This is a genomic window from Paenibacillus agricola, from assembly GCF_011440305.1.
Lineage (GTDB): Bacteria > Bacillota > Bacilli > Paenibacillales > NBRC-103111 > Paenibacillus_S > Paenibacillus_S agricola.
On sequence record NZ_JAAOIW010000001.1, the window covers coordinates 885,595 to 906,910 of the forward strand.

The window sequence follows — 21,316 nt, forward strand, 5'->3', positions numbered from 1 at the left end:
TCCCTTATCTTAGCCTTTCAGCCCTGTTGCCGTGATGCCTTGATGAAACCAGCGCTGCGCGAACAAATACAGCAAAACAATCGGCGCTATTGTAAAAGTAGCAGCGGCCATTAAGAGATGATAATTAGGCCCTTCCTCGCTGACAAAATAGAGCAGCCCTACCTGTAGTGGTCTCAACGATTCGCTGGATGTAATCAGCAGCGGCCAAAGCACGCCATTCCACTTGCCGATAAAGGCAAGCAGCGCCGTTGTGATCAGCGCAGGAAGCACAAGCGGCAATAATACTGTCCACAGGTAGCGGCCATTGGACATCCCATCTACCTGCGCCGCCTCCCAATATTCCTTCTGCACGGACAGAAAGGCTTGCCGCAGTAAAAAGATCGTAAAGGCCTCAGCCAAAAAAGGCAGCATCATGCCCATATAGCTATCATAAAAGCCTTGTCCGCCAGCCCCCGCCCAATCATTGCCACCAGCAAAGGGAATATGCCGCAGCGTTACAAAGTTAGGAACCAATGTAACATCGTAAGGAATCAGCATCGTAATGACCACCAGCATAAAAATAAGATTACGACCACGAAAGGTAAAGTGGGTAATGGCAAAAGCGATCGGCACACAAACGAGCAGCTGCAGCAAGGTACCGATCCCTGCGATAATGAGTGTATTGATAAAATATTGCTTGAATGTCGATTCCGGCTTTAACCAGGCATCCACATAGTTTTTAAAATTCCATACCTCTGGCAGCAGGGTTGGCGGTAATCGATTAATTTCCTCTCCCGTCTTGAGTGAGGTTAGCAGCATCCAAATAAACGGGAATACTACACAGCATGCCAGCACCACCACACCTGCCAGCACGATCATCCAGATGATCCGGGAAGAACGCCGTGCCCCAACCATTCCTTGCATTTTTCATCCCTCCTAAAAGTTTTCGTAGAAAACTTGCTTCGTTAGCATCGCCCTTTAATGCATATAATGAACCTTCTTTTCCCCAAAACGCAGCTGCATCCAAGTCAAGCCTAGCAAAAGTAGGAACAATACCATCGACACAGAAGAAGCATAACCAATCTGGCCGTACACATAGAAGCTGCGGAAAATATAGAGCGGTAACGACATCGTGGAGCCAAGAGGTCCCCCCTCGCCACCTGAAAATACATAAAAAGCATTAAAGGATTCGAAAGCTCCAATTACGGAGACGATTAAGAGCAGAAACCAAGTAGGTGATAGCAATGGCAACGTAATATGGCGGATCACATTCCAGGTACGAGCTCCATCGATACGTGCTGCTTCGGTCAGGTCATGCGGAATTTGGGTCATCCCGGACAAAAAGACGATGATCTGGAAGCCCAGGCTGCTCCATATGGAGAACAAAATAATGACAGCAAGCGCCCAGGTTGGACCCGCGAAAGCAGTCGGGATCCCAGCCGGCCACTGTCCTCCCATATTAACGATCAGCTTAAGCAAAATGGGGTCAGGGTCTGTTAACCATTGCTGTGCTTTACCGCCGGCAGATTGAATCGCTGCATTGGCAAGCCCCACATTCGGATGAAAAATCCATTTAAACACAATCGCTGCCGCTACATGGGATGTAATGTAGGGCAGGAAAAAAAGGATGCGCAGCAGTGTTTTCCCTCTTGTTAGATGAAAAAGCACATACGCTATAAAAAACGATAACAGCAAAGTCAGCGGAATCGTGCCGATCGCGTAAAAGATCGTAACCATAAAGGCCTGCCCGATGTCTCCAAGCTGTAAGCCCATGGAAGGGTCACGTACAACAAGCTCCTCAGTGAAAATTCGGATGTAATTATCCAAGCCAATAAACCGCTCCGGGACATAGCCCCATTTCCATAAACTGATCCACATTCCAAATACAAGCGGCCAATAGCGGAATAATAGCAGTAATGCTAATGCAGGTAGGGCATATAATACCCCTGTCCAGGCTTCTCTTCGTTTACGGTTTGAACGCGATTTAATTTGCTTGCGTTCTTGGACTTGGACTCTTTGTACGGGTTTGTTGCCCACAGCTATAGCTTCCTTAGATAGCATTTGGTTTTTCTCCTTTCACTTCTGCTTCCTTTAGCCTACTTTATACTTCCTTTATGCTTCCTTTACGCTTTCTGGTGTGGCTTACCTAATTGATTCTAACTTCGTAGTGTTATGCAAGGATTAGAGGCAAGTAAAGAAATTGTTGTAGTTATGCCCGTTGTTTACAGAATACAGCCATAAAATCAGCTAAAACGGTCAACACAGCGACACAAACGGTCAACTCGGGACAACAAAAAAGCTGTGCTAAGCCAGTTACCCTTTAAGGGCACCGCTTCTCACAGCTTCTATTATCCTTACACAATTGGGTAAAAGCCTACAGAATCCACAAGAGCAACAGGAAGTGACGGTTCAATAAATTTTCGAGAACGACTTGGTGTACAGTTTTCTTATGCATTCGAATGTAAGCCAGGCTGCAGCATCATGACTCATTTTGATTTGCAGCTCTTTGGCTTGATCCACCTCTTGGAAATGGACATCAAGCGTATCCCTTAGACCGCTATGAAGGTCCTTGATATTATTCAAATAAGGATAATAATCGATTAGAAACTCATCCGCTTTCTCGCGGCTGTTGCTAATAACGGATATCGCTTCATTATCCGTTATTCGGTAGGTCTCCTTTAGTAAATCCTTCACGCCTTCCAGTACATCCGTATATTCCTCATCGGTAACAAATTCAGAAAAGCTCATCACATTTCCTCCTCAACTATCGATTGGTTAAGGCTATCTTACCAAATTTCCTTTATGCAAAGTTATATTTTTCTGTGGTAAAATAGCACTGCGTTGTTATAATTGAATAAAGCTCCATTCGTAGAAGAGGTGGATGTAATGGTATTTTCAGATGATATTTTAAAAAACCGCCATCTGCTTTTTCGATACCGCGATTTTTCAACGGGTAACTACCCCGGCTTTTATCATTATCATCGTGGGATCGAGCTATTATTCGTGCATCGTGGCCAAGGGCATATCGTTCTCAACCGCAAGCTCCACCCTCTAGAAGCTGGCCACCTTGTATTTATCCAGCCGTTCCAGCTTCACCGCCTGCATTTTGAAGTGAGCGACCAAAGCCCTTATGAGCGTACGATCCTCAACTTTGAGCCTACTTCCATCCTTCCTTTTTTGCGGTCATTTCCGATCGCTCTAAGGTTTTTTGAGCATATGTGGAAGGATGAGCTTATTAACCAGGTGTTTCGGATGGGCACAGACATGACCTATATCTCAACCTTACTTGAACGCTTCGATGATATGAAGCAAGAGCAGGATGGAGCCGATTACCAGGAAGCCACCGCCATGATGATTATTCATCTATTCCATTATTTGCAATCCCAGAAGGAAGTTGTCGAGTTCCAAGGGGTACCCCGTACAGAGCGGCATGCCGAAAAAATTATGCAGTGGGTCGAGGAGCAATACACGAATCCATTCGAATTGGACGAGTTAGCGAAGGAGCTACATCTCTCGAAGCATCATGTCTCCCATTTATTCCGCACGGAAACGGGAAGCAGCATCACCGAATATGTGATCGCCAGAAGAATACGCCAAGCCTGTTGGCTACTCAAAACCGAATCGACGCCCGTTGAGCTGATTGGCTCGCAGGTCGGTATTCCCCATTTCTCTTATTTTTGCCGTTTATTCAAAAAGGTTACAGGTGTCACTCCAAAGCAATTTCGCAATAGCTACCGCTCTAGCATCTAAGCAAATAAGCCAAATAAGCTATGCAAAAAAAAGTCTCCGGCTCCACTATTAAAATGGAACAGGAGACTATTTTCTTTTAGTTAAAGCGAACAATAGACTGCTTTTCTTCATTAACATTTAGTTGAAAAATATCCGGTCGGCTATAATGCCCTACGGCATCGAAATCATAACGGCTTTGCACAACAAGCGACATATCGAGATCAGCAAGGATCAGCCCCTCCTGCCCGTATAAAGGCATGGCTACATATTCACCCAAAGGCCCAACAACCGCGCTTCCACCGCGGCTTAATACATCGGGCTCATCCTTAATTTCATCATAACATGCCAAGTCCGCCGGATACGTATCCTTGGTCACATATTGGTTGCTCGAAACAACGAAGCAGCGCCCTTCGCAGGCAATATGCTGGATGGTTGATTGCCAAGTATCCCGCGCATCCGCTGTAGGCGTAATTAAAATATCGATACCTTTGGCATACATCGCGGCACGAGCCAGCGGCATATAATTTTCCCAGCAAATTAATCCGCCTATCCGCCCAAACGGCGTATCAATCACCGTTAACGTGCTGCCATCGCCTTGTCCCCACAATAGCCGCTCCGCACCTGTTGGCACCAGCTTCCGGTGCTTTCCCAACAATTGCCCATCCGGGCCGATATATACGATGGAGTTATATAAGGTGGACTTGCTAAATTCACGATCTCTTTCGACAACCCCTATTACCAAATAAGCATTGGCTTCCTTGGCAATTTCACCCAGAATGAACGTATCCTCTCCGGGAATATCGATGGAATTCTCCCAATACCGCTCCCAATCCTTGCGGCCATCCTGATTCCTGCTCCCAATTTTCGTGCCAAGCGTAAACCCCCGTGGATACCCCGGAATAAAAACCTCGGGAAATACAATCAGGTTAGCGCCTTGCTTCGCTGCTTTCTGGGTCCAGCTTGCAATTTGAGCCAAAGCTGAGGCCTTGCTGTAAAGCTCAGGAGCCGATTGTACGATAGCTACGCGGACATTACGTTTTGTCATGCTTATCCCTCCAGATATTGACCTATTCAGCCTTGTTCAGTTTGTCTTTATAGCTGTTATAGTGGTTGACCAGCCCAATAATCATCGCACCCATCCGCTCACTTTCGGGAGCAATCACGAGATTAATGCCCTCTTCCCGCAAGGCCTCGGCTGTCACTTTGCCGACGGCAACCGCCCGAACCTGCCCGCCAAATGCAGCTTTAATCGCGTTCTCCCTATTATTTGCTCTCGCATAGTGAAACAAATATCGCACTTGCACGGCAGTTGTGAAACAAACGGCATCCACCTGGCCTGCGGTAAGCTCATTACACAATAACTCTAACGTTGCCGGATCCGGTGCAATATGCTTGTACAGCAGCAATGGAGTAACATGGGCTCCCCGCTCCTCAAGGAATTGAACAAGCGTCGGCTGCGGCTCGCCATGCAGCTGTACAGCCACCCGTTGATCCTTGAATTGATAAGGGCTTAAAGCCCGGATCAAGCCTTCCGTTGTTCCATCCTCGTCAACAACATCTGGCTTCATTCCAAGATTTTTCAGCTTTGAATAGGTTTTATAGCCGCGGGACGCGATCAGGCAGGTTTTCATTTGCTGGAGTAAAGCACCATCGATACCCAGCTTCGAAGCCGCGTGTATGAGTGCTTCCGTCCCCGTACCTGTTGTACAAATAAACCAGTCCAGCTTGTTGCCCACACAGTATTTCAAATCCTGTTCGACCGCTGGTTCATCCACGTAGACCAGTCCCTGCAAGGAACGAATGATTGGGATTCCACCTTGCTTTTCGATCAACAGGCTCATTTCATCGGTTTTTCTGGAACCAGCAATAACGATTTTCCGACCAAATAGTTTACCTTTACCGGACAAGCTATCTAACCTCCATCCCCTTCTTGAATACTCTTATCGTAGCGATATGCCGATGGTTTGTAACCATCCACTGCCAAACCATTTTCCCCCTCCAAATGCAAAAAAAAAGACCAATAGCAGCTTGGATCTGCCTGGTCTTTTGTTGCTGTGTGCAGCAAATAAGGCGAATTAGTAACGCGCCGTTACCATTTTTTTTCGTGTGTAAAACTCGACGCCATCTGAGCCATTGGCATGCAAATCGCCATAAAATGATTTTTTGTAACCGGAGAAAGGAAAAAATGCCATCGGTGCTGGAACACCAACATTAACACCAAGCATCCCCGCATCAATATCCTCCCTAAATTGCCGGATCGCCTTTGCACTATCGGTAAACAGGCAAGCTCCATTAGCAAATTCAGACTGGTTAGCGACCTCAATCGCTTCAGTTAAATCTTTAACTCTAACAATCGATAAAAGTGGCGCAAATACCTCATCCTGCCAAATCGCCATCTCCGTGCTCACATGGTCAAACAAAGTGGGGCCAATAAAATAACCGGCCTCTGTCATGCAAGGATCATTCCGGCCATCACGAACGACTACTGCACCCTGCTCGATGCCTTTGTTAATATAGGCTTCGGTGCGTGTTTTGTTCTCTGCCCGTATAACCGGGCCTAGGAATACATTCTCGTCCATGCCGTTGCCGATTTTGATGGCATCAGCCGCCGCTTTTAGCCGCTCAACAAGCAGATCCGCGACTTCACCAACAGCGACTACAACTGCGCAAGCCATGCAACGCTCGCCAGCCGATCCGAAGGCAGCACCCATGATATTGCTCACCGTTAAGTCCATGTCGGCATCCGGCATCACGATGGAATGGTTTTTCGCTCCTGCAAGCGCTTGGACGCGTTTGCCATGCTTCGCCGCTGTGGTATATATATATTCCGCTACCGGCTGGGAGCCAACAAACGAAATCGCTTTAACCAGTGGATGCTCCAATAATCCATTCACGACATCACGCGCGCCATGTACAATGTTCAGCACCCCTGCTGGAAGTCCGGCTTCGCTGAATAGCTCGACCAAACGATTTGCAAGCAGCGGCGTTCGCTCCGAAGGCTTCAAGACAAAGGTGTTGCCGCAAGCAATCGCCAGCGGGAACATCCAGCAAGGCACCATCATCGGAAAATTAAACGGCGTAATACCGCCCACCACCCCTATCGGGTAACGGTACATGCCGGATTCGATTCCGGTAGCAATATCGGGAAGCTGTCTGCCCATCATTAAGGTAGGCGCACCAGCCGCGAATTCCACACATTCGATTCCACGCTGCACTTCGCCATACGCTTCACTGTAGCTTTTTCCATTTTCCTGGGTAATCAGCGTGGCCAGCTCTTCCCAATGCTCGACCAGCAGCTGCTGGTATTTGAACAAAACCCTTGCTCTGCGCGGCACCGCTGTTTTGCTCCATAGCTGAAAAGCTGCTTGGGCGTTAATTACCGCATCGTCAACGTCTTCCTTATTGGAAAGGGGAACGTAGGCCATTGCCTCACCAGTAGCCGGGTTAGGCACGACCTCTGTAGCCGTTGAGCGGGCATTTACCCAGTTGCCTCCGATATAATTTTGCAGAGTTGGCACTTCCAGTTTCCTTGTAGTCATGATTTAGTCTCCTCTTGGTTTATATAGTAGGTTTATATAGTAGGTTTATATAGTAGGTTTATGAAAGTTGTTGTTTATCTCTCACAACTTGTAGTCAAAGCAAAGCTGGTACAGCTGGGTAAGCTCTTGCTCGGTTGGCACTCGCTGGTTATTGCCGGGGCTTCCACTAAGGATGGCGTCAGCAGCCATTTTGGGCAGCAGCTTCGTGAACCTCTGCTCGTCAATTCCCCAGCCTCTTAAATTAGGAATGTTGAGCTGCTTGCACAAGCGTTTGATTTCGCTTATAAAAGCATCCGCCAGCCGCTCATCGGAATCTCCAGTTAAATGCGGCCAAATCATACGGCCGATCTCTGCCAGCTTGCGCTCAGCGGCTGGGCGGGTAAATTCAAGGACGGCTGCCAGCAGCATCGCATTGGAAATACCATGCGGCACATGGAATAACGCCCCTATCGGGCGGGACATGCCATGGACAAGCGTCACCGATGCGTTGGAAAAGGCAGCGCCAGCCATCATCGAGCCAATCGCCATTTGCTCGCGGGCAATAAGGTCTGCACCCTGCTCGTAAGCGGTTGGCAGATGGCTCATTATACGCGTAATCGCCCCTAACGCCAGCGTATCCGTCAGCGGATGAGCCTTGCGCGAAAGATAAGCTTCTACGGCATGGCATAATGCATCCAGGCCAGTCGCCGCCGTCACATGGGGAGGGCAGGATAACGTAAGCAACGGATCTACAATCGCAACACGCGGCAGCAGCTCCGGCTGGGAGATCATCATCTTCACATCATTAACCGTATCAATAATGACGGTTACTTTGGTTACCTCTGATCCTGTGCCAGCCGTTGTGGGAATCGCAATTAACGGAAGTGGCGCCTGCTTAAAAGGGTTAGCGCCCCGATAATCGCCAATATACCCCGTGTTGGTCATCATCACCGCTACTGCCTTTGCTGTATCTATACAGCTTCCGCCTCCTACGGTAATGATTAAATCGCATTGCTCCTTGCGGCATAGCTCCAAGGCTTCATTCACATAGGCATCCGTTGGCTCCGATGGGACACCTGTAAATGTGGCAAAAACCAGCGATACCGCTTCCAGATAACGCTGGCATTCTGCTACTACACCAATTTGCTCCATAATGGGATCACTGATGATCAAAGCTTTCTTGCCCAAACCTATGGCAATATTACCTACCTCTGCAAACACGCCAGCTCCGTAAATAATTTGGCCAGGCATAAGTAATTGGTTACCGATCAAGCTAAACACCTGCTTTCTAGATATATTTTTTTGAAATTTAGAACTTTATTTGATTTAATTTACTACCATTTTTGAATACGTATTCAAAATAATTCAAAAAAATTATTCAACATGCCTGGCTGTGGTACGTCGAATCATCAGCTCCGGCCTAAGCACAATTTGCCTTTTCTTATCTATTTCCTTGTGCCCAATCATCTCCAACAGGTTCTCGACAGCAATCTCACCAATTTCAAAAATCTTATGTCCAACTGTCGTTAGCTGAAAAGATTGGTGCGCGGCTAGCTTACTGTCATCAATTCCAGAAATGCTCACATCACCAGGAATGGAAAGCCCCATCCCCAGCAGTACATCCATACAAGCAATCGCCATTGCATCGGAGGTACAAATAATAGCTGTTGGCGGCTCGTTAAACTGCATCATTTTCCAAACGACCTTTTCAATTTCACTCAGGGTCGCTGTATTGATATAATGAACGAGGCCAGCCTCAAGCGGCAAACCCGCCTCTGCCATCACCTTATCAATGCCTTCCTTGCGCCCAAGAAATGTCGAATACTGAAGCTCACCAGACAATAAAGCAATCCTTCGATGCCCTAGCTCCACAACATGTGAAGCAATAAGCTCGCCGGCAAGCCGATTATCGATCTCGATATAATTACCCCCAAAGCGGGGGCGGCGGCTTAGAAACATATGGGGAATCCCCGAGTTCATAATATCCTCAAGCACCGGATCATCCATGCTAACCAGCGACAAAATAACACCATCTACCATATGCCCTTTGACCGTGCTCCATATATCCTTCAAGCTCTCATTGCCATCAAAAAAAATCATCGTTCGGTAGCCGCGGTCCTTGGCCAAATTAATAATTGAATCCATCGTATCAATAAAAAAATTGTTGCGCATCGAGCCGGAAATAAACGCAATCGTACGGGTGTTATTGGTGACCAAGCTACGTGCGATTAAATTGGGCTCGTAATTAAGCTGTTGGATGGCTTCAAGCACCTTATTGCGTTTCACAGGTCGCACGCTTTCCGGGTTATTAAGAACGCGGGATACCGTAGCTTGCGAAACGCCCGCTGCCCGGGCAACATCCTTGGAAGAAACCATGCAACAAAGCCCCTTTTTTGAATACGTAATCATTTACTAGAAGCATACTTTATTCTTCGTTATATGTCTAGTTGGTTTCTACATTTCCTCTATTAGCAGCTTGCCGGCAATGCCAGGCTGTGTCATTTGGTAGGGATCCAGAATACAATCGAGCTCCTGCTCAGTCAGCACGTTGTACAATATGCATAGCTCACGAACGGATCGCCCCGTTATTGTCGCCTCACGCGCGATCCTCGAAGAAGCCTCGTACCCAAGATGGGGGTTAAGCGCGGTGATGACGCCAACACTTTGCTCCACATGCTCCTTGCACCGGCCAGCATTCACCTCGATCCCATCAATGCAATAAGCTTTAAATACGCCAAACACCTGATTCATCATACTTAAAGATTGCAGTAAATTAAACACCAGCACGGGCTCCATCACATTCAGCTCCAATTGTCCGGCTTCTGAAGCAAGACAAATGGTATGGTCATTGCCAATAACCTGAAAGGCGACCTGGTTCACGACCTCACACATGACCGGATTAACCTTGCCCGGCATAATCGAGGAGCCTGGCTGGCGAGCAGGAAGATTGATTTCACCAAGGCCAGCCCGCGGTCCGGAGGCCATCAAGCGAAGGTCATTAGCCACCTTTGACATGTTGATCATACAAATTTTCAGAGAAGCCGAAACCTCCGTATACACGTCGGTATTTTGCGTGGCATCCACCAGATGCTCTGCATGAATAAGAGGGAGCCCGCTTACCCCGCCCAGGATCTCCACCACTCTTGAGATATATAACAAATCGGCATTAAGCCCCGTGCCTACGGCAGTTGCTCCCATATTCACCTCATACAAGGCTACATGGGCTTGCTTGATTCGCTTTATATCGCGCTCCAATACGCGGCCATAGGCTTCAAACTCCTGCCCAAGCCGGATCGGAACCGCATCCTGCAAATGGGTTCTGCCCATTTTGATCACACCTTCGAAGTCGAGGGCTTTGCTGCGAAATGCACCATGCAGATCCTCCATCGTTGCCAATAATTTTTCAATTAGTGATAACGTGGCGATGTGGACGGCAGTTGGAAAACAATCATTTGTCGATTGCGACATGTTTACATGGGAGTTAGGGCTGATTAGAAAATAATCCCCCTTTTGTCCTCCAGATAGCTCTATGGCGCGATTGGCAATAACTTCGTTGGCATTCATATTAAAGGAAGTGCCCGCCCCTCCCTGAATCGGATCCACAATAAACTGATCATGCCAATTGCCCGCTATAATTTCATCCGCCGCTTGCACAATAACGTTGCCCAAGCTTGGCGTGAGCTGCTTAATTTCCATATTGGCGAGTGCGGCCGCCTTTTTTACCATCGCCATTGCGACAATCATCGCCTCATGAACCCGGTATCCCGTAATCGGAAAGTTTTCCACCGCCCGTAACGTTTGAATCCCATAATACACTTCAGCCGGCACTGCCTTTTCGCCCAAAAAGTCTTTTTCTACCCTCATCTGCTCGTTAGTCAATGGGTTCCCCTCCTCTAGTGCTGCACTCATTTCCACTTTCCAGCTAATATCCCCAATTCTTACCGATCTCATTAATAAATTTGATCTACAACCATTTGTCGAAATCTTAAAATCCATACTATCAAGGAGATCTGGGGATTCCAGAATATCCCTTCCCAAGTAAAAAAGCCAACCACTAGTGTGGAAGGCTTTGCTTCTATACGATATCATCTGGATTCATTACTTATTCAACGTCAAAACCGGCAGCTTTCCAAGCAGCAGTTCCACCATCTATGTAAGCTACATCTGTAAAGCCCATTTGCTGTAGCAGGTAGGCTCCAAGTGATGCTTGTCCGCCTGCCCCACAGGTTACGAGCACAGGACGGTTACGGTCAGCAAGCTCAGGATTACGGAAGCTTTCTGGAAGCTCCAAATCCGCACGGATCGCCAGCATGCCCAAAGAAATATTTTGGCTGCTTGGAATTAATCCACATGCGCCTGATGCGTCTGCATCTTGTACATCAATAATAAAGGTGTTCGGATTTGCTTTAATCTTTTCCTTGGCCTCAGCCGAAGTAACTCCTGGAACGTTCTCGCGTGCTTTTGCTACCATTTGCTTAAAAGTAATTGCCATTATAGTTTGCCTCCTAAAATTGATCTTGCTCTATATAGCTTAACACAGTTTAGGATGGCTTTTCCAGCGTAGGCCGCAGGGGATAAACACCATCCTCCGTATCCTCAAAGCTTAAAGCTTGGATATATGCCAAGACTTCAATTAAAAAGAAGCTTTATGTCCATGCTGGAAACAACTTTATGTCCATGCTGGAAACACCTCACGGTTTGATTTCACTTATAATGCTCAATGATTCGCTCAGCATAACGACGTCCGAACAGCTTTTGGCTCGCGTTGTCCAGGTGCGTTCCATCGCCGGTGGAATTTGTGCCTTCATTGGAAACCCAATTGGTATTAGGGATATGCTCGGCGATCGTGGTCATCGCTTGGTTAAAAGCGGCATTCTTCGTAGGCAATAGCTGACCAACTATAAAAGGCACCCCAGGAGCCTGAAGGTCATTCCTTAAGTCAGCTACAAGCCTGTTCAAGTGGGCAAAGTAGGTATCCGCGTCATTCTGGTCACTTTCCCCTTGATGCCATAATACACCTTTTAAGGTGCCCCACTTCATCGCTTCTTGGGTTCTTCTAATAGCTTCCTCGTAAAGACCGGTGCCTGCACCCTTTTGCCATTCTGCGAGCGCAGTCCCTCCTCTTGCATTCGCTATAATCCCGATTTCGATTTGGGTATCCTGCTCCTGCTCTACAAGGACTTGGGCAAAGGTGCTTGCCAGATGGAATCCGTTAAGCTTGGTGCTGACCTCAACCGAAGCATACCTGTTTAAGCCTTGGATGGCCGTAATTTGCGGAAGGTTGGTGACCAAGCCATTCTCAGCTTTTTCCCATTGATTAAGCCCGTTCCATACATAGGCACGGTCTATCGGATGCAGATCCTCATTATCAATACTCGCTCTACTCGCCATATTGGATTGGCCAATAAATAAATACAAGTGAAAATTCGGCTGCGATGCCTGAATGGCTTGCGCCTCGCCCCCGTATAGCCCCAAATGCTCAATCATATGGACCTTGGCAGCTACGAGGTTAAATACCTGAAGCTCATAAATTCCAAAATCAACGCCAACAGGCTCAGCAAAAATCCGTATGTATCGCGAGGAAAGATTGTCCACATTAATTTCTGTCGTTCGATGCCCATCGTCCGAAGGGTCTAAGCTATGGCTATAGACCTCTGTCCAGTTTAGAGGCTCATCGGAAATTTGAACGGATAAATGGATGGTTTGCTGCTGGTATCCCACTATTACAATCTTATTCAACAGCTCTTGTCTGCCCAAATCTAAAACCAAATCTATCTGCGCATCAGTTGCAGGCCTCCACATCGTATCAGCCTTACCATCGGTGATATGCTCTGCCGGATAGCTCTTTTGCGTCCCACCTTGTTTAATGGTAACTGCCTTGCCCAAAGCCAGGTTGGTTCCAGCTCCATGGATATTCGACGACTCTAAATTCGAAATAATAAACCTCTCCTTATCATCCATAAAGAGCAAAGGCAGCCAATAGCTGCTTTTGCTCCCTAATAAAGTTTGTCTAGTTAATATAGCAAATTTATTCCATGATTTCGATCAAAAGTTGCGGCTGTATACTTGCAAATTGTCATCGCCATCTAAGATTGGCTTTACATTTTGTTTTTGTATTCCTTTGGTGAGCAGCCCACCATCCGCTTGAACACCTGATAAAAATAGGCATATTCATTATAGCCAACTTTTTCTCCGACCTCGTTAACCTTGCATTTGGGGTCCTCAAGCAGTCGTTTGGCAGCTTTAATTCTCGCTTTACACAAAATATCAACGAAATTCTCGCCAGTCTCCGCCCTTAGCAGGCGGCTTAGATAAACGGGGCTAATGTCAAAGAAGGTGCTGACGGAAGTTAAAGTGACAGCCTCGGCAAAATGCTCATGAATATGTTTAAGAATTTTATTGACCAGCAAGCTATATCCTTTCTTACGCGCTTCCAGCTTCATGCAAATCTGGGCAACCAGCTCTGTCACGTAATCGGATAACTCCTTCAGGCTGCCTAGGCGATTCATTTCCTTCAGAAGTTGATTATTGCTTTTGCCCATCCCCAGCTCGTCCCCTGTTACATGGTAATAATAACGTGCCGCAGAGAGGCAAACCTCTGCCAGCAGACCACGGGCAACCGTGATATTCCCGTCGGCATAAACACCGATGATTACAATGATTCGTTTCGTTTCTTCTACCAGCTGAGCAAGCGGTACTTGTTCAATTGACTGCTCGAAGCGTTCAATATCCATAACAACCGATGTTTTCCTCATTTGCTCCCCCCTTTTTCTGCTAATACAGGCAAGTCCTATAGGAAAGTAAATTAAAGTAAATTCGTAGCTTTAGTACTATTACCCAATTAACAGTTTATATATAACAAAATGCCTTCCAGTTAACTTAGGAGTCACATACGAAGAAAACGCTACAAAGTTCCAATATCCTTACTGTATTGTTATAATAGGCGAATAGCCACTTATTAAATGAGGAATCCTATACAGCTATGGGAAAGGATGAGTATGATGAACCCGAAGGACAAGTTATTGCCACCCGGTCAATTCGAGACTGAGAAATGGCCGATTCTTCATGAAGGCGATGTTTACAGCTTTCAAGAAGCTCAGTGGAATTTCAAGCTATTTGGTGAGGTTAGTAAAGAAATCAACCTATCCTTTCAAGAGATGATGAAGCTGCCCAGGACGATCACAACTGTCGATATGCATTGTGTGACGACCTGGTCGAAGTTTGATACTACCTTTGAAGGCATTGCACTCCATGAACTATTGAAGCTAGTTGAGGTTGAGCCGCATGCCAAATATGTAAAGGTTTACGGATATCTCAACAATAATCCGTTTGGCTATTCGGCGAATATGCCGCTCGAAGCCTTGCTTGGCGATGATTCTTTATTCGTATGCCGTTGGAAGGATGCCTATCACGATTGGCAGGATATTACGCCTAAGCATGGATATCCTTTGCGTTTTATTCCTCCTGCCTCCTTTTACTTATGGAAAGGCTCCAAATGGGCAACTGGCATTGAATTTATGAAAGAGGATGCGGCCGGGTATTGGGAGCAGCGAGGTTACTCCATGACGGCCAATCCTTATAACGAGGAACGGTTCTCCGATCCAAACTTTTGACTATTCGCAGCACTCGGGTAAAAGTCAGCTGTCGGCGCATCACCAAGATATTATATCGGAAAACGTTAATAAATTGTGATTAGTATTCATTCTATAGTGCTAAACATGTACGAGCGTGATCGCCAAAAAGCACCTCAGCAGCCACTTTGAAAGTGGGGCGGAGGTGCTTTTTGACAAATGGAGGAGATTTCAATGAAGTCACTACGGAAGACTACGCCTTATTCCGCCTGCGTTGAACGCTCCACACCATCGCCGCAGCTCCAATCATAGAGCCACCTGCGATACAAACGCCATTCCATTGCCCGATGCTCCAAGCATAGCTGCCCAGCGTAGAGCCGATCGACCCGCCAATAAAGGTACTAACCATAAATACGGTATTAAGCCGGCTTCTCGCCTCTGGAACTAAGGCATAGATCCGCGCTTGATTAGAAATTTGCGAGCCCTGCACACCTAAGTCAAGAAGGATCACCCCCAGAATGAGTCCCCACAAATAAAACCCTATAACCCAAAATGAAAGATAAGACAACAAAGCCAATACAATAAATATACCAACCATTCCTGTCGCACTAAAACGATCCGTTAACCTGCCAGCTACCGGGGCTGCTGCTGCACCTAAAACACCTACTAAACCAAACAGTCCTGCAATTTCACTACCATAATAATAAGGAGTACCCTCTACAAAAAAAGCAAGCGCTGTCCAAAAAACGCTAAAGCCGCCAAACATTAATGCGCCTAATAATGAGGCTTCCCTCAGCATGGGCTGGGTCTTAACCAGCTCGCCAATTGATCTGATTAATTGCCCATAAGTGATTGGATTCGCTGGCTTGGCCTTGGGCAATACCTTCCATAATAAAATCGCCAGCACCAGCATCATTGCCGCAGCAATCCAGTACATCGAGCGCCAGCCCATAAAACCGCCAATCACTCCAGAAATCGTCCTTGCCAACAAAATCCCGATCAACAATCCGCTCATGACGGTACCAATCACTTTGCCGCGCTCCTCGGGAGGAGCAAGATCAGCCGCCAATGGAATAATTATTTGTGTCGTTACAGCCGTAAAACCGACGCATAAGCTCGCCATATAAATCCATGTTAGATTCTGTGAGGTGGCCACGCCAATCAGCGATACCATTTCAGCTAATAATATGACCACAATCAGTCCGCGGCGTTCCTTCATATCGCCAAGCGGCACGAACAAAAACATCCCTACAGCATAACCGATTTGCGTTAGCATCGAGATGCTGCCCACTTCCACAGCGGTAACATTAAATGCACGCCCGATTTCTGCGAGTAGCGGTTGATTATAATAAAGATTAGCCACCGACATTCCACAGGCTACAGCCATTAATAGCATCAGTGAATTCGTCATAATCGGCTTTGCAGTTTCCAGTGGAGCACTTGCTGAACTTTTACCCATAACCATTCTTCATCCCATTCCGTGTAGGCTCCCAATTTTTCTCAGCCAGATTATTATACTGTAGTTGTTATGGAAGAGGAAGAAAATCATTTCATTTGTGTATTTAATAACGCGTAGGAACTTGTGTTCGTTACAGCTTTATGGTATGATCAGTTATGTTAATTTTATGTTGCGCCCTTAGTTCAGCTGGATAGAGCGTTTGACTTCGAATCAAAAGGTCGGGAGTTCGAATCTCTCAGGGCGCGCCTTCTACTTTCATTAATATCCATTAAATATGAGTGTACTCCTAAAAGCGCCAGCAATGGCGCTTTTTTTGTGCCGCTTTACGCTGGACGTCTGCTATCTGCTGTTTGCTGTCTGCTCTGCTATCTGCTTGTCTGTGGGGAGGCGTTCGGGATTCAAGCCACTAATGAAGTCAACACGCATGTCGGCTCTGGCAGCCAAATTGATCCTAGAAGCATCGGAATTCCACAAAGTCCACCGGGTTTAGCATTTGAAGTATATATCAAATAACCTTTAGCCCACTGTAGACGAGGGTTGAAGGTTATTTGGCAACATCAATGGTTCTAGCCTTCTAGGACTATTAAGCTTTCCATGCGGAAGGATGATCGTCACTTACCATATCAAGATCGGCTGCATTGGCATTAGTCTGAACCTGCTCTGGACTTTTGCAGCCTGGGATCACGCTAGTAACCGCAGGATGCTTGAGGCACCAGGCAAGCGCCCATTCAGCCATACTCAGGCCATTAGGCAGCTCGTTTTTCTGGATCTCCTGCACTCTTTCCAGCTTCAATGCAGTCTGCTCCTTATCATGTCGGGAACGGACATCATTAGCTGCGAATTCGGCACCCGGTTTATATTTGCCGCTTAAGTATCCGCTTGCAAGAGGAACACGAGCAAGCACGCCAAGATCCTGCCGCTCACAGGATGGAAATACGCGGTTTTCTGGTGTTTGATCCAAGCGGTTATAAATGACTTGAATAGCTTTGGCATTCACCTTTGTTGCCGCATCCGTTTGATGCAGATTATCATTACTGCCGATGGAGATACCCAAATTTCTTATTTTTCCCGCTTGAACCTGCTTGTCCAGCATCGTCCAAAGCTGGTCATTGTCAAATAAATCGTCGGCGCCCGAATGGAACTGGTACAAATCGACATAATCCGTTTTCAAGCTCTTTAGTGAAGCCTCCAATTGAATAAGAACTTCTTCAGCCGACCAATAATTACGTGTACTTTCCCGATCTGCGTGGTTATGGCCGAATTTTGTAGCGAGCACCCAATCTGCCCTGCTATTTCTGCGGGAGATATAATCTCCGATAAATCCTTCCGAAAGATGATGCCCGTAGCATTCTGCCGTATCAATAAGATTAATGCCGACTTCTGAAGCTTTGTCCAAGATAGCGTCTACTTCATCCTGTGTGAAATCCTTGCCCCAAGCTCCACCAAACTGCCACGTTCCTACTCCAACGACTGAAACCTTCAGTTCCGTTTTCCCTAGTCTGCGGTATTTCATGAACGACATCTCCTTTTAATTACATCATGCGCAACTATTTTATTATAGTGGAGGTTGAAGGTCTCAACAAGAATGGAAAAAAAGGTGCGCTAGTTTATAAAATGTAACCAGTCAATGCAGCATGAAGGATATATCCGTAGCAGGCTTATCAAAATAGGAATATTTGTCATACTCATATCTGTTGGTCGCGAAATTCTTGGGGAGTAACACCGTAATGCTTTTTAAACACATGGATAAATGAATGCGCCCGCTGATAACCCATTTTTTCGGCAATTTCATAGATCTTGTCCTGGCTGTTTTTCAACAGATAGGCTGCCTTCTCCATACGAAGCTGGAATACATAATCGGTAATGTTTTGTTTGGTTTCCAGCTTGTAAATTTTGGACAGGTAAACGGGATGCAAGTAGATATGGTCCGCTATCGTTTGAAGCGACACATCCTCGCTCAGGTTCTGCTCAACGAATTGCTGAACACGATGAACGATTGATGAACGCGCATCATTCACTTCCTTGTCCATATCGGCTTTCAATTGGCCCAGTACACGCAAGCTCCAGTCACGCAGCAAGCTTGCCGAACGAAAAGGCAGACCTTCGGTCATTTTATAATAATCGGGCCCAATCAACTCGGCAAGCTGCCTCCCATTTTTGTGAGTAATGTAGGAGAAAGCAGCGGAAACCGCAAAAAAAACCTCCAAAACATGCTCCTGTGACTGCGACCATTGCTCATTTAACTCCTTGAAAACGCCAATCAGTTTCTCTTCAACCTCAGACCATCGCCCTGTCTCCAGTAGCTGGGTTAAGGTCGGAAGCTCATAAAGATGCTGCAGGGTACGGTGTGATTCTTTCGGTGCTTCATCCTCTTTGGTCGTCATAAATAAATTATGCTCGCTACCAATCCTTTTACGGAATAGGGACAAAGCTTGGTTGTATACCGTTGTTACATCGTCAGGAAATTGTCCCCACGTACTAACGAGAACCGATATTTTACCTTTTAAATAGGTGGTCACTGCCTTCTGCAGCTCACTTGATGTTCGCTCCAAATGCTGCTGCCATTCTTCGATCTCGGTGCTTTCCGTTCTCAACTTCAGCATAAATACTAAGTAGTCATGAGAATCTTTACTATGCCATATCTCATATTGAGGTGAAAATAATTCCTCGGCAATATTGCCGACTGCATATTCGAACAATGACAAGCTGCGGGCGTCATAATGCAAAAACTGCTCCTCCATCCGCACCATCACCATGGCGAATGGGCTATGGTGAAAGCTGGGAATTCCGAGCTCAAGCATCTTGCGTTCCCATTCTTCTCCTGGGTAACGTCTGCCCTGAAGCAGCTCGTTTAACAGACTACCCTTTAGGAGAGGCAAATTCTCCTTCAAGGTTAGCTGGATACGCTGCCCAGAAACCAGCTCCGCCCATTCCGCTTGAATTTGCTGTAAAACACGTTGAACGGTATCACGGACTTGCTCCTCCGAAACAGGCTTCAGCAAATAATCCGCAGTTCCGTGCTGAATGGCTTCTTGCGCGTAGCTGAAATCGGCAAAGCCTGATAGCAAAATGCACCGGGTTTTCGCCCATTTTCGGCGCACGATAGCAATCAGCTCCAATCCCGTCATACCGGGCATTTGAATATCTGTGATGATAATATCAATAGTCGTTGTATGGAGCAGAGTTATTGCTTCTTGAGCCGAATAAGCCCGATGAACCGTTTCGATACCCAAGGATTCCCAGTCCATCGTTCCAGCCAATCGCTCAACGACATGCCTTTCATCATCCACGATCAAGAGCTGGTACATAAGTTGGTTCCCTCCATATCACGGTTGCTTTAAAGCCGCCATAGTCAGATGAGGCAAGCTGCAAACCTGACGACGCTCCGAAATGATGCTTTAGACGTTGATGAATATTCCATACGCCACAGCCTATTTCTTCTGTCATGGACTGGTCCAGCGTCGTGTTCAGCTCCTGGAGTCTTTCAGATGAAACCCCCAGCCCGTTATCCTCAATATGAATTCGATGCTCCCCACCAACCGTTTCTCCATAAATGCGGATGAACCCCTTGCCCATTTTTTGTTCAAGTCCATGGATAACCGCATTTTCCACCAGCGGCTGCAGGAGCAACCGAGGAATGCTCAGCAGCAGCATCGATTCCGGTACATCTAATTCATACTCAATGCGATCCATGCGTAAATTCTGAATGGTCAAATAATTGGAGACGAGCTGTAGTTCCTCTTTTATTGTAACCTGTTGCCTTTCCAACCGCGTTGTATAGCGATAATAATCGCCCAAATTGTTGGCCATAGCGACAACAGACTGTTTGTCCTCCAGCATCGCCATGTTGCTGATGAAATATAGGCAATTGTATAAAAAATGCGGATTGATCTGCGCTTGCAGCTGCTTTAAGGTTGCTTCATGGGAACGTAATTGCTCCACATGCACTTTTTCAATTAACTCCTGCATTTGCTCGGTCATCTCATTAAATCGGCGGATCAGAAAGTCAAATTCATTGTTAGGTTGATATTCGATTCGACCCGAATAATCGCCACGTGTGATCTGCTGAACACTCTTCAACAGCTTTCCGATCGGGATTTGAACATGCCGATACAGCAAGTAAGTAGCAATCATTCCCGCAATAAGCAGAAGGGCCATGGAAACGTAAAAAAAATTCCGACTCGCCGTAATCGGTTGCAGCGTTTGCTCCAGTGGTACATAATCGACTAAATACCATCCAAGTGAACGAGACTTTACATAATTGACCAAGTACTTATCCGATTCTAGACTAACTATCCGATTGCCGGAAACTGCCTCCAGAGCTTGGGAATCCAAGTCTTGTGAAACTGCATGTGAAAGCTTGGGATTTGCACTATGGTTAACAATAGCTGGCCTACCGGGTATAAATAAAAAAGGATCCCCTTTGCCCCCCGTTTTGAAAATATCCAGCATAAGCCGGATATTTTCGACGGACAATCGGACCTCGTAGACGACACGCGCTTGATCCAAGCTCACCGCTGATGCCGGCTCTGCTACCTGACGAATGAATGTTTCACTCAATGGCTTCCCGTTTCCTTGATCATAAGTCCATTTTTTCTTAATCATCTGCTTCATATAATCATCTTTATAGGTAACAAATATATTAGAGGATAATGCTTGTCTTTCCTCCGGTAAATAAATGCTTAATTCATTGGTCCAGTCACTGGATACGCTCTGCAGCCCGAGCTTTTCAATCACCCGGGATTGCAATAGCAGCCTATCCAGCAAAACTTTATCTTTCTTATCCACATACTGTTTGATAAATGGATCCTGGCCGACAATTACAGGGAACATGGATAATTGATCAACGGAACCGTCAACTTGGGATATAAAAAATTGCTGCCTGTTTAATAGATTTTCTTGAATTTCATCCCTTAGCACATTTACGCTTACTTGATTCGAATACATGTAGACACAGGCAATCGGAATTAAGAGGAGGAAGATGATAAGAACCATTCTACGAAACGTGTTTCTTTTGGCAACCATTCCTATTCCTCCTCCCCTGTAATTCGGGTTGTAAC

The 21,316-nt window shown here is 46.4% G+C and carries 19 protein-coding genes and 1 tRNA gene; 4 read left to right on the plus strand and 16 right to left on the minus strand.

The features are described 5' to 3' along the window. Window positions 1-9: 9 nt before the first annotated feature. The 3 genes from G9U52_RS04165 to G9U52_RS04175 form a co-directional block, all read right to left on the minus strand. Window positions 10-903 carry a carbohydrate ABC transporter permease gene (locus G9U52_RS04165; protein WP_166146458.1) on the minus strand — a complete coding sequence of 298 codons (894 nt, stop codon included), beginning with the start codon at window positions 901-903 and terminating at the stop codon, window positions 10-12. Between the two features lie 54 nt (window positions 904-957). Continuing rightward, window positions 958-2,040, minus strand: coding sequence for a carbohydrate ABC transporter permease (locus tag G9U52_RS04170; RefSeq protein WP_166146460.1), 1,083 nt, complete (start codon window positions 2,038-2,040; stop codon window positions 958-960). Between the two features lie 348 nt (window positions 2,041-2,388). Further along, complete coding sequence (locus G9U52_RS04175; RefSeq protein WP_166146462.1) at window positions 2,389-2,727, minus strand: hypothetical protein; 339 nt, start codon at window positions 2,725-2,727, stop codon at window positions 2,389-2,391. A gap of 138 nt (window positions 2,728-2,865) precedes the next feature. Between G9U52_RS04175 and G9U52_RS04180 the strand changes: the two genes are divergently transcribed. After that, a complete protein-coding gene (locus tag G9U52_RS04180) occupies window positions 2,866-3,729 on the plus strand; it encodes an AraC family transcriptional regulator (protein ID WP_166146464.1) in 864 nt (287 codons plus the stop codon). Window positions 3,730-3,805: 76 nt separating this feature from the next. On the opposite strand, the gene G9U52_RS04185 is transcribed toward G9U52_RS04180, so the two are convergent. From G9U52_RS04185 to G9U52_RS04225, 9 genes are all read right to left on the minus strand, one after another. Next, on the minus strand, window positions 3,806-4,753 hold the full coding sequence (locus G9U52_RS04185) for a carbon-nitrogen hydrolase family protein (RefSeq protein ID WP_166146466.1): 948 nt from the start codon (window positions 4,751-4,753) through the stop codon (window positions 3,806-3,808). A 22-nt stretch (window positions 4,754-4,775) separates the two neighbouring features. Then, complete coding sequence (locus tag G9U52_RS04190; protein ID WP_166146468.1) at window positions 4,776-5,615, minus strand: uroporphyrinogen-III synthase; 840 nt, start codon at window positions 5,613-5,615, stop codon at window positions 4,776-4,778. Window positions 5,616-5,783: 168 nt separating this feature from the next. After that, window positions 5,784-7,247 (minus strand): CoA-acylating methylmalonate-semialdehyde dehydrogenase, encoded by a 1,464-nt coding sequence (locus G9U52_RS04195; protein WP_166146470.1) that lies wholly within the window; start codon window positions 7,245-7,247, stop codon window positions 5,784-5,786. An 81-nt stretch (window positions 7,248-7,328) separates the two neighbouring features. Then, window positions 7,329-8,477 (minus strand): iron-containing alcohol dehydrogenase, encoded by a 1,149-nt coding sequence (locus tag G9U52_RS04200; protein ID WP_166146728.1) that lies wholly within the window; start codon window positions 8,475-8,477, stop codon window positions 7,329-7,331. A 123-nt stretch (window positions 8,478-8,600) separates the two neighbouring features. Next, the gene (locus G9U52_RS04205) at window positions 8,601-9,602 is read right to left on the minus strand and encodes a LacI family DNA-binding transcriptional regulator (protein ID WP_166146472.1); all 1,002 of its coding nucleotides are present in this window, start codon (window positions 9,600-9,602) and stop codon (window positions 8,601-8,603) included. A gap of 78 nt (window positions 9,603-9,680) precedes the next feature. Continuing rightward, a complete protein-coding gene (aspA, locus tag G9U52_RS04210) occupies window positions 9,681-11,090 on the minus strand; it encodes an aspartate ammonia-lyase (protein ID WP_243767144.1) in 1,410 nt (469 codons plus the stop codon). 238 nt (window positions 11,091-11,328) lie between these two features. Beyond that, window positions 11,329-11,718 (minus strand): rhodanese-like domain-containing protein, encoded by a 390-nt coding sequence (locus G9U52_RS04215; protein WP_166146476.1) that lies wholly within the window; start codon window positions 11,716-11,718, stop codon window positions 11,329-11,331. A gap of 212 nt (window positions 11,719-11,930) precedes the next feature. Next, a complete protein-coding gene (locus G9U52_RS04220; RefSeq protein WP_166146478.1) occupies window positions 11,931-13,187 on the minus strand; it encodes a sialate O-acetylesterase in 1,257 nt (418 codons plus the stop codon). 137 nt (window positions 13,188-13,324) lie between these two features. Beyond that, window positions 13,325-13,981, minus strand: coding sequence for a helix-turn-helix domain-containing protein (locus G9U52_RS04225; RefSeq protein WP_166146480.1), 657 nt, complete (start codon window positions 13,979-13,981; stop codon window positions 13,325-13,327). A 237-nt stretch (window positions 13,982-14,218) separates the two neighbouring features. On the opposite strand from G9U52_RS04225, the gene G9U52_RS04230 reads away from it, so the two are divergent. Continuing rightward, window positions 14,219-14,839 carry a molybdopterin-dependent oxidoreductase gene (locus tag G9U52_RS04230; RefSeq protein ID WP_243767109.1) on the plus strand — a complete coding sequence of 207 codons (621 nt, stop codon included), beginning with the start codon at window positions 14,219-14,221 and terminating at the stop codon, window positions 14,837-14,839. A 211-nt stretch (window positions 14,840-15,050) separates the two neighbouring features. Here the strand turns inward: G9U52_RS04230 and G9U52_RS04235 are convergent, their stop codons facing one another. Next, a complete protein-coding gene (locus G9U52_RS04235) occupies window positions 15,051-16,256 on the minus strand; it encodes an MFS transporter (protein WP_166146482.1) in 1,206 nt (401 codons plus the stop codon). 171 nt (window positions 16,257-16,427) lie between these two features. Here G9U52_RS04235 and G9U52_RS04240 point away from each other — a divergent pair. Together G9U52_RS04240 and G9U52_RS39135 are read left to right on the plus strand one after the other, a co-directional pair. Then, window positions 16,428-16,501, plus strand: a tRNA-Arg gene (locus G9U52_RS04240). 70 nt (window positions 16,502-16,571) lie between these two features. After that, window positions 16,572-16,769 carry a hypothetical protein gene (locus G9U52_RS39135; protein ID WP_207952767.1) on the plus strand — a complete coding sequence of 66 codons (198 nt, stop codon included), beginning with the start codon at window positions 16,572-16,574 and terminating at the stop codon, window positions 16,767-16,769. A gap of 70 nt (window positions 16,770-16,839) precedes the next feature. Here G9U52_RS39135 and G9U52_RS04245 read toward each other — a convergent pair whose 3' ends face one another. The 3 genes from G9U52_RS04245 to G9U52_RS04255 form a co-directional block, all read right to left on the minus strand. Beyond that, the gene (locus tag G9U52_RS04245; protein WP_166146484.1) at window positions 16,840-17,769 is read right to left on the minus strand and encodes an aldo/keto reductase; all 930 of its coding nucleotides are present in this window, start codon (window positions 17,767-17,769) and stop codon (window positions 16,840-16,842) included. 172 nt (window positions 17,770-17,941) lie between these two features. Next, window positions 17,942-19,564 carry a response regulator gene (locus G9U52_RS04250; protein ID WP_166146486.1) on the minus strand — a complete coding sequence of 541 codons (1,623 nt, stop codon included), beginning with the start codon at window positions 19,562-19,564 and terminating at the stop codon, window positions 17,942-17,944. Then, window positions 19,539-21,281 (minus strand): sensor histidine kinase, encoded by a 1,743-nt coding sequence (locus tag G9U52_RS04255; protein ID WP_166146489.1) that lies wholly within the window; start codon window positions 21,279-21,281, stop codon window positions 19,539-19,541. Before G9U52_RS04255 ends, G9U52_RS04250 begins: the two co-directional genes overlap by 26 nt. Window positions 21,282-21,316 lie beyond the last annotated feature (35 nt).

Bases quoted from the DNA above. Each gene is read 5' to 3' on its own strand.
- G9U52_RS04195 (WP_166146470.1), bottom strand. From the start codon at position 7,247: ATGACTACAAGGAAACTGGAAGTGCCAACTCTGCAAAATTATATCGGA.
- G9U52_RS04235 (WP_166146482.1), bottom strand. From the start codon at position 16,256: ATGGGTAAAAGTTCAGCAAGTGCTCCACTGGAAACTGCAAAGCCGATT.
- G9U52_RS04245 (WP_166146484.1), bottom strand. From the start codon at position 17,769: ATGAAATACCGCAGACTAGGGAAAACGGAACTGAAGGTTTCAGTCGTT.
- aspA (WP_243767144.1), bottom strand. From the start codon at position 11,090: ATGAGGGTAGAAAAAGACTTTTTGGGCGAAAAGGCAGTGCCGGCTGAA.
- G9U52_RS04250 (WP_166146486.1), bottom strand. From the start codon at position 19,564: ATGTACCAGCTCTTGATCGTGGATGATGAAAGGCATGTCGTTGAGCGA.
- G9U52_RS04185 (WP_166146466.1), bottom strand. From the start codon at position 4,753: ATGACAAAACGTAATGTCCGCGTAGCTATCGTACAATCGGCTCCTGAG.
- G9U52_RS04215 (WP_166146476.1), bottom strand. From the start codon at position 11,718: ATGGCAATTACTTTTAAGCAAATGGTAGCAAAAGCACGCGAGAACGTT.
- G9U52_RS04230 (WP_243767109.1), top strand. From the start codon at position 14,219: ATGAGTATGATGAACCCGAAGGACAAGTTATTGCCACCCGGTCAATTC.
- G9U52_RS04255 (WP_166146489.1), bottom strand. From the start codon at position 21,281: ATGGTTGCCAAAAGAAACACGTTTCGTAGAATGGTTCTTATCATCTTC.
- G9U52_RS04180 (WP_166146464.1), top strand. From the start codon at position 2,866: ATGGTATTTTCAGATGATATTTTAAAAAACCGCCATCTGCTTTTTCGA.
- G9U52_RS04225 (WP_166146480.1), bottom strand. From the start codon at position 13,981: ATGAGGAAAACATCGGTTGTTATGGATATTGAACGCTTCGAGCAGTCA.
- G9U52_RS04200 (WP_166146728.1), bottom strand. From the start codon at position 8,477: ATGCCTGGCCAAATTATTTACGGAGCTGGCGTGTTTGCAGAGGTAGGT.
- G9U52_RS04165 (WP_166146458.1), bottom strand. From the start codon at position 903: ATGCAAGGAATGGTTGGGGCACGGCGTTCTTCCCGGATCATCTGGATG.
- G9U52_RS04205 (WP_166146472.1), bottom strand. From the start codon at position 9,602: ATGGTTTCTTCCAAGGATGTTGCCCGGGCAGCGGGCGTTTCGCAAGCT.
- G9U52_RS04220 (WP_166146478.1), bottom strand. From the start codon at position 13,187: ATGGATGATAAGGAGAGGTTTATTATTTCGAATTTAGAGTCGTCGAAT.
- G9U52_RS04170 (WP_166146460.1), bottom strand. From the start codon at position 2,040: ATGCTATCTAAGGAAGCTATAGCTGTGGGCAACAAACCCGTACAAAGA.
- G9U52_RS04175 (WP_166146462.1), bottom strand. From the start codon at position 2,727: ATGAGCTTTTCTGAATTTGTTACCGATGAGGAATATACGGATGTACTG.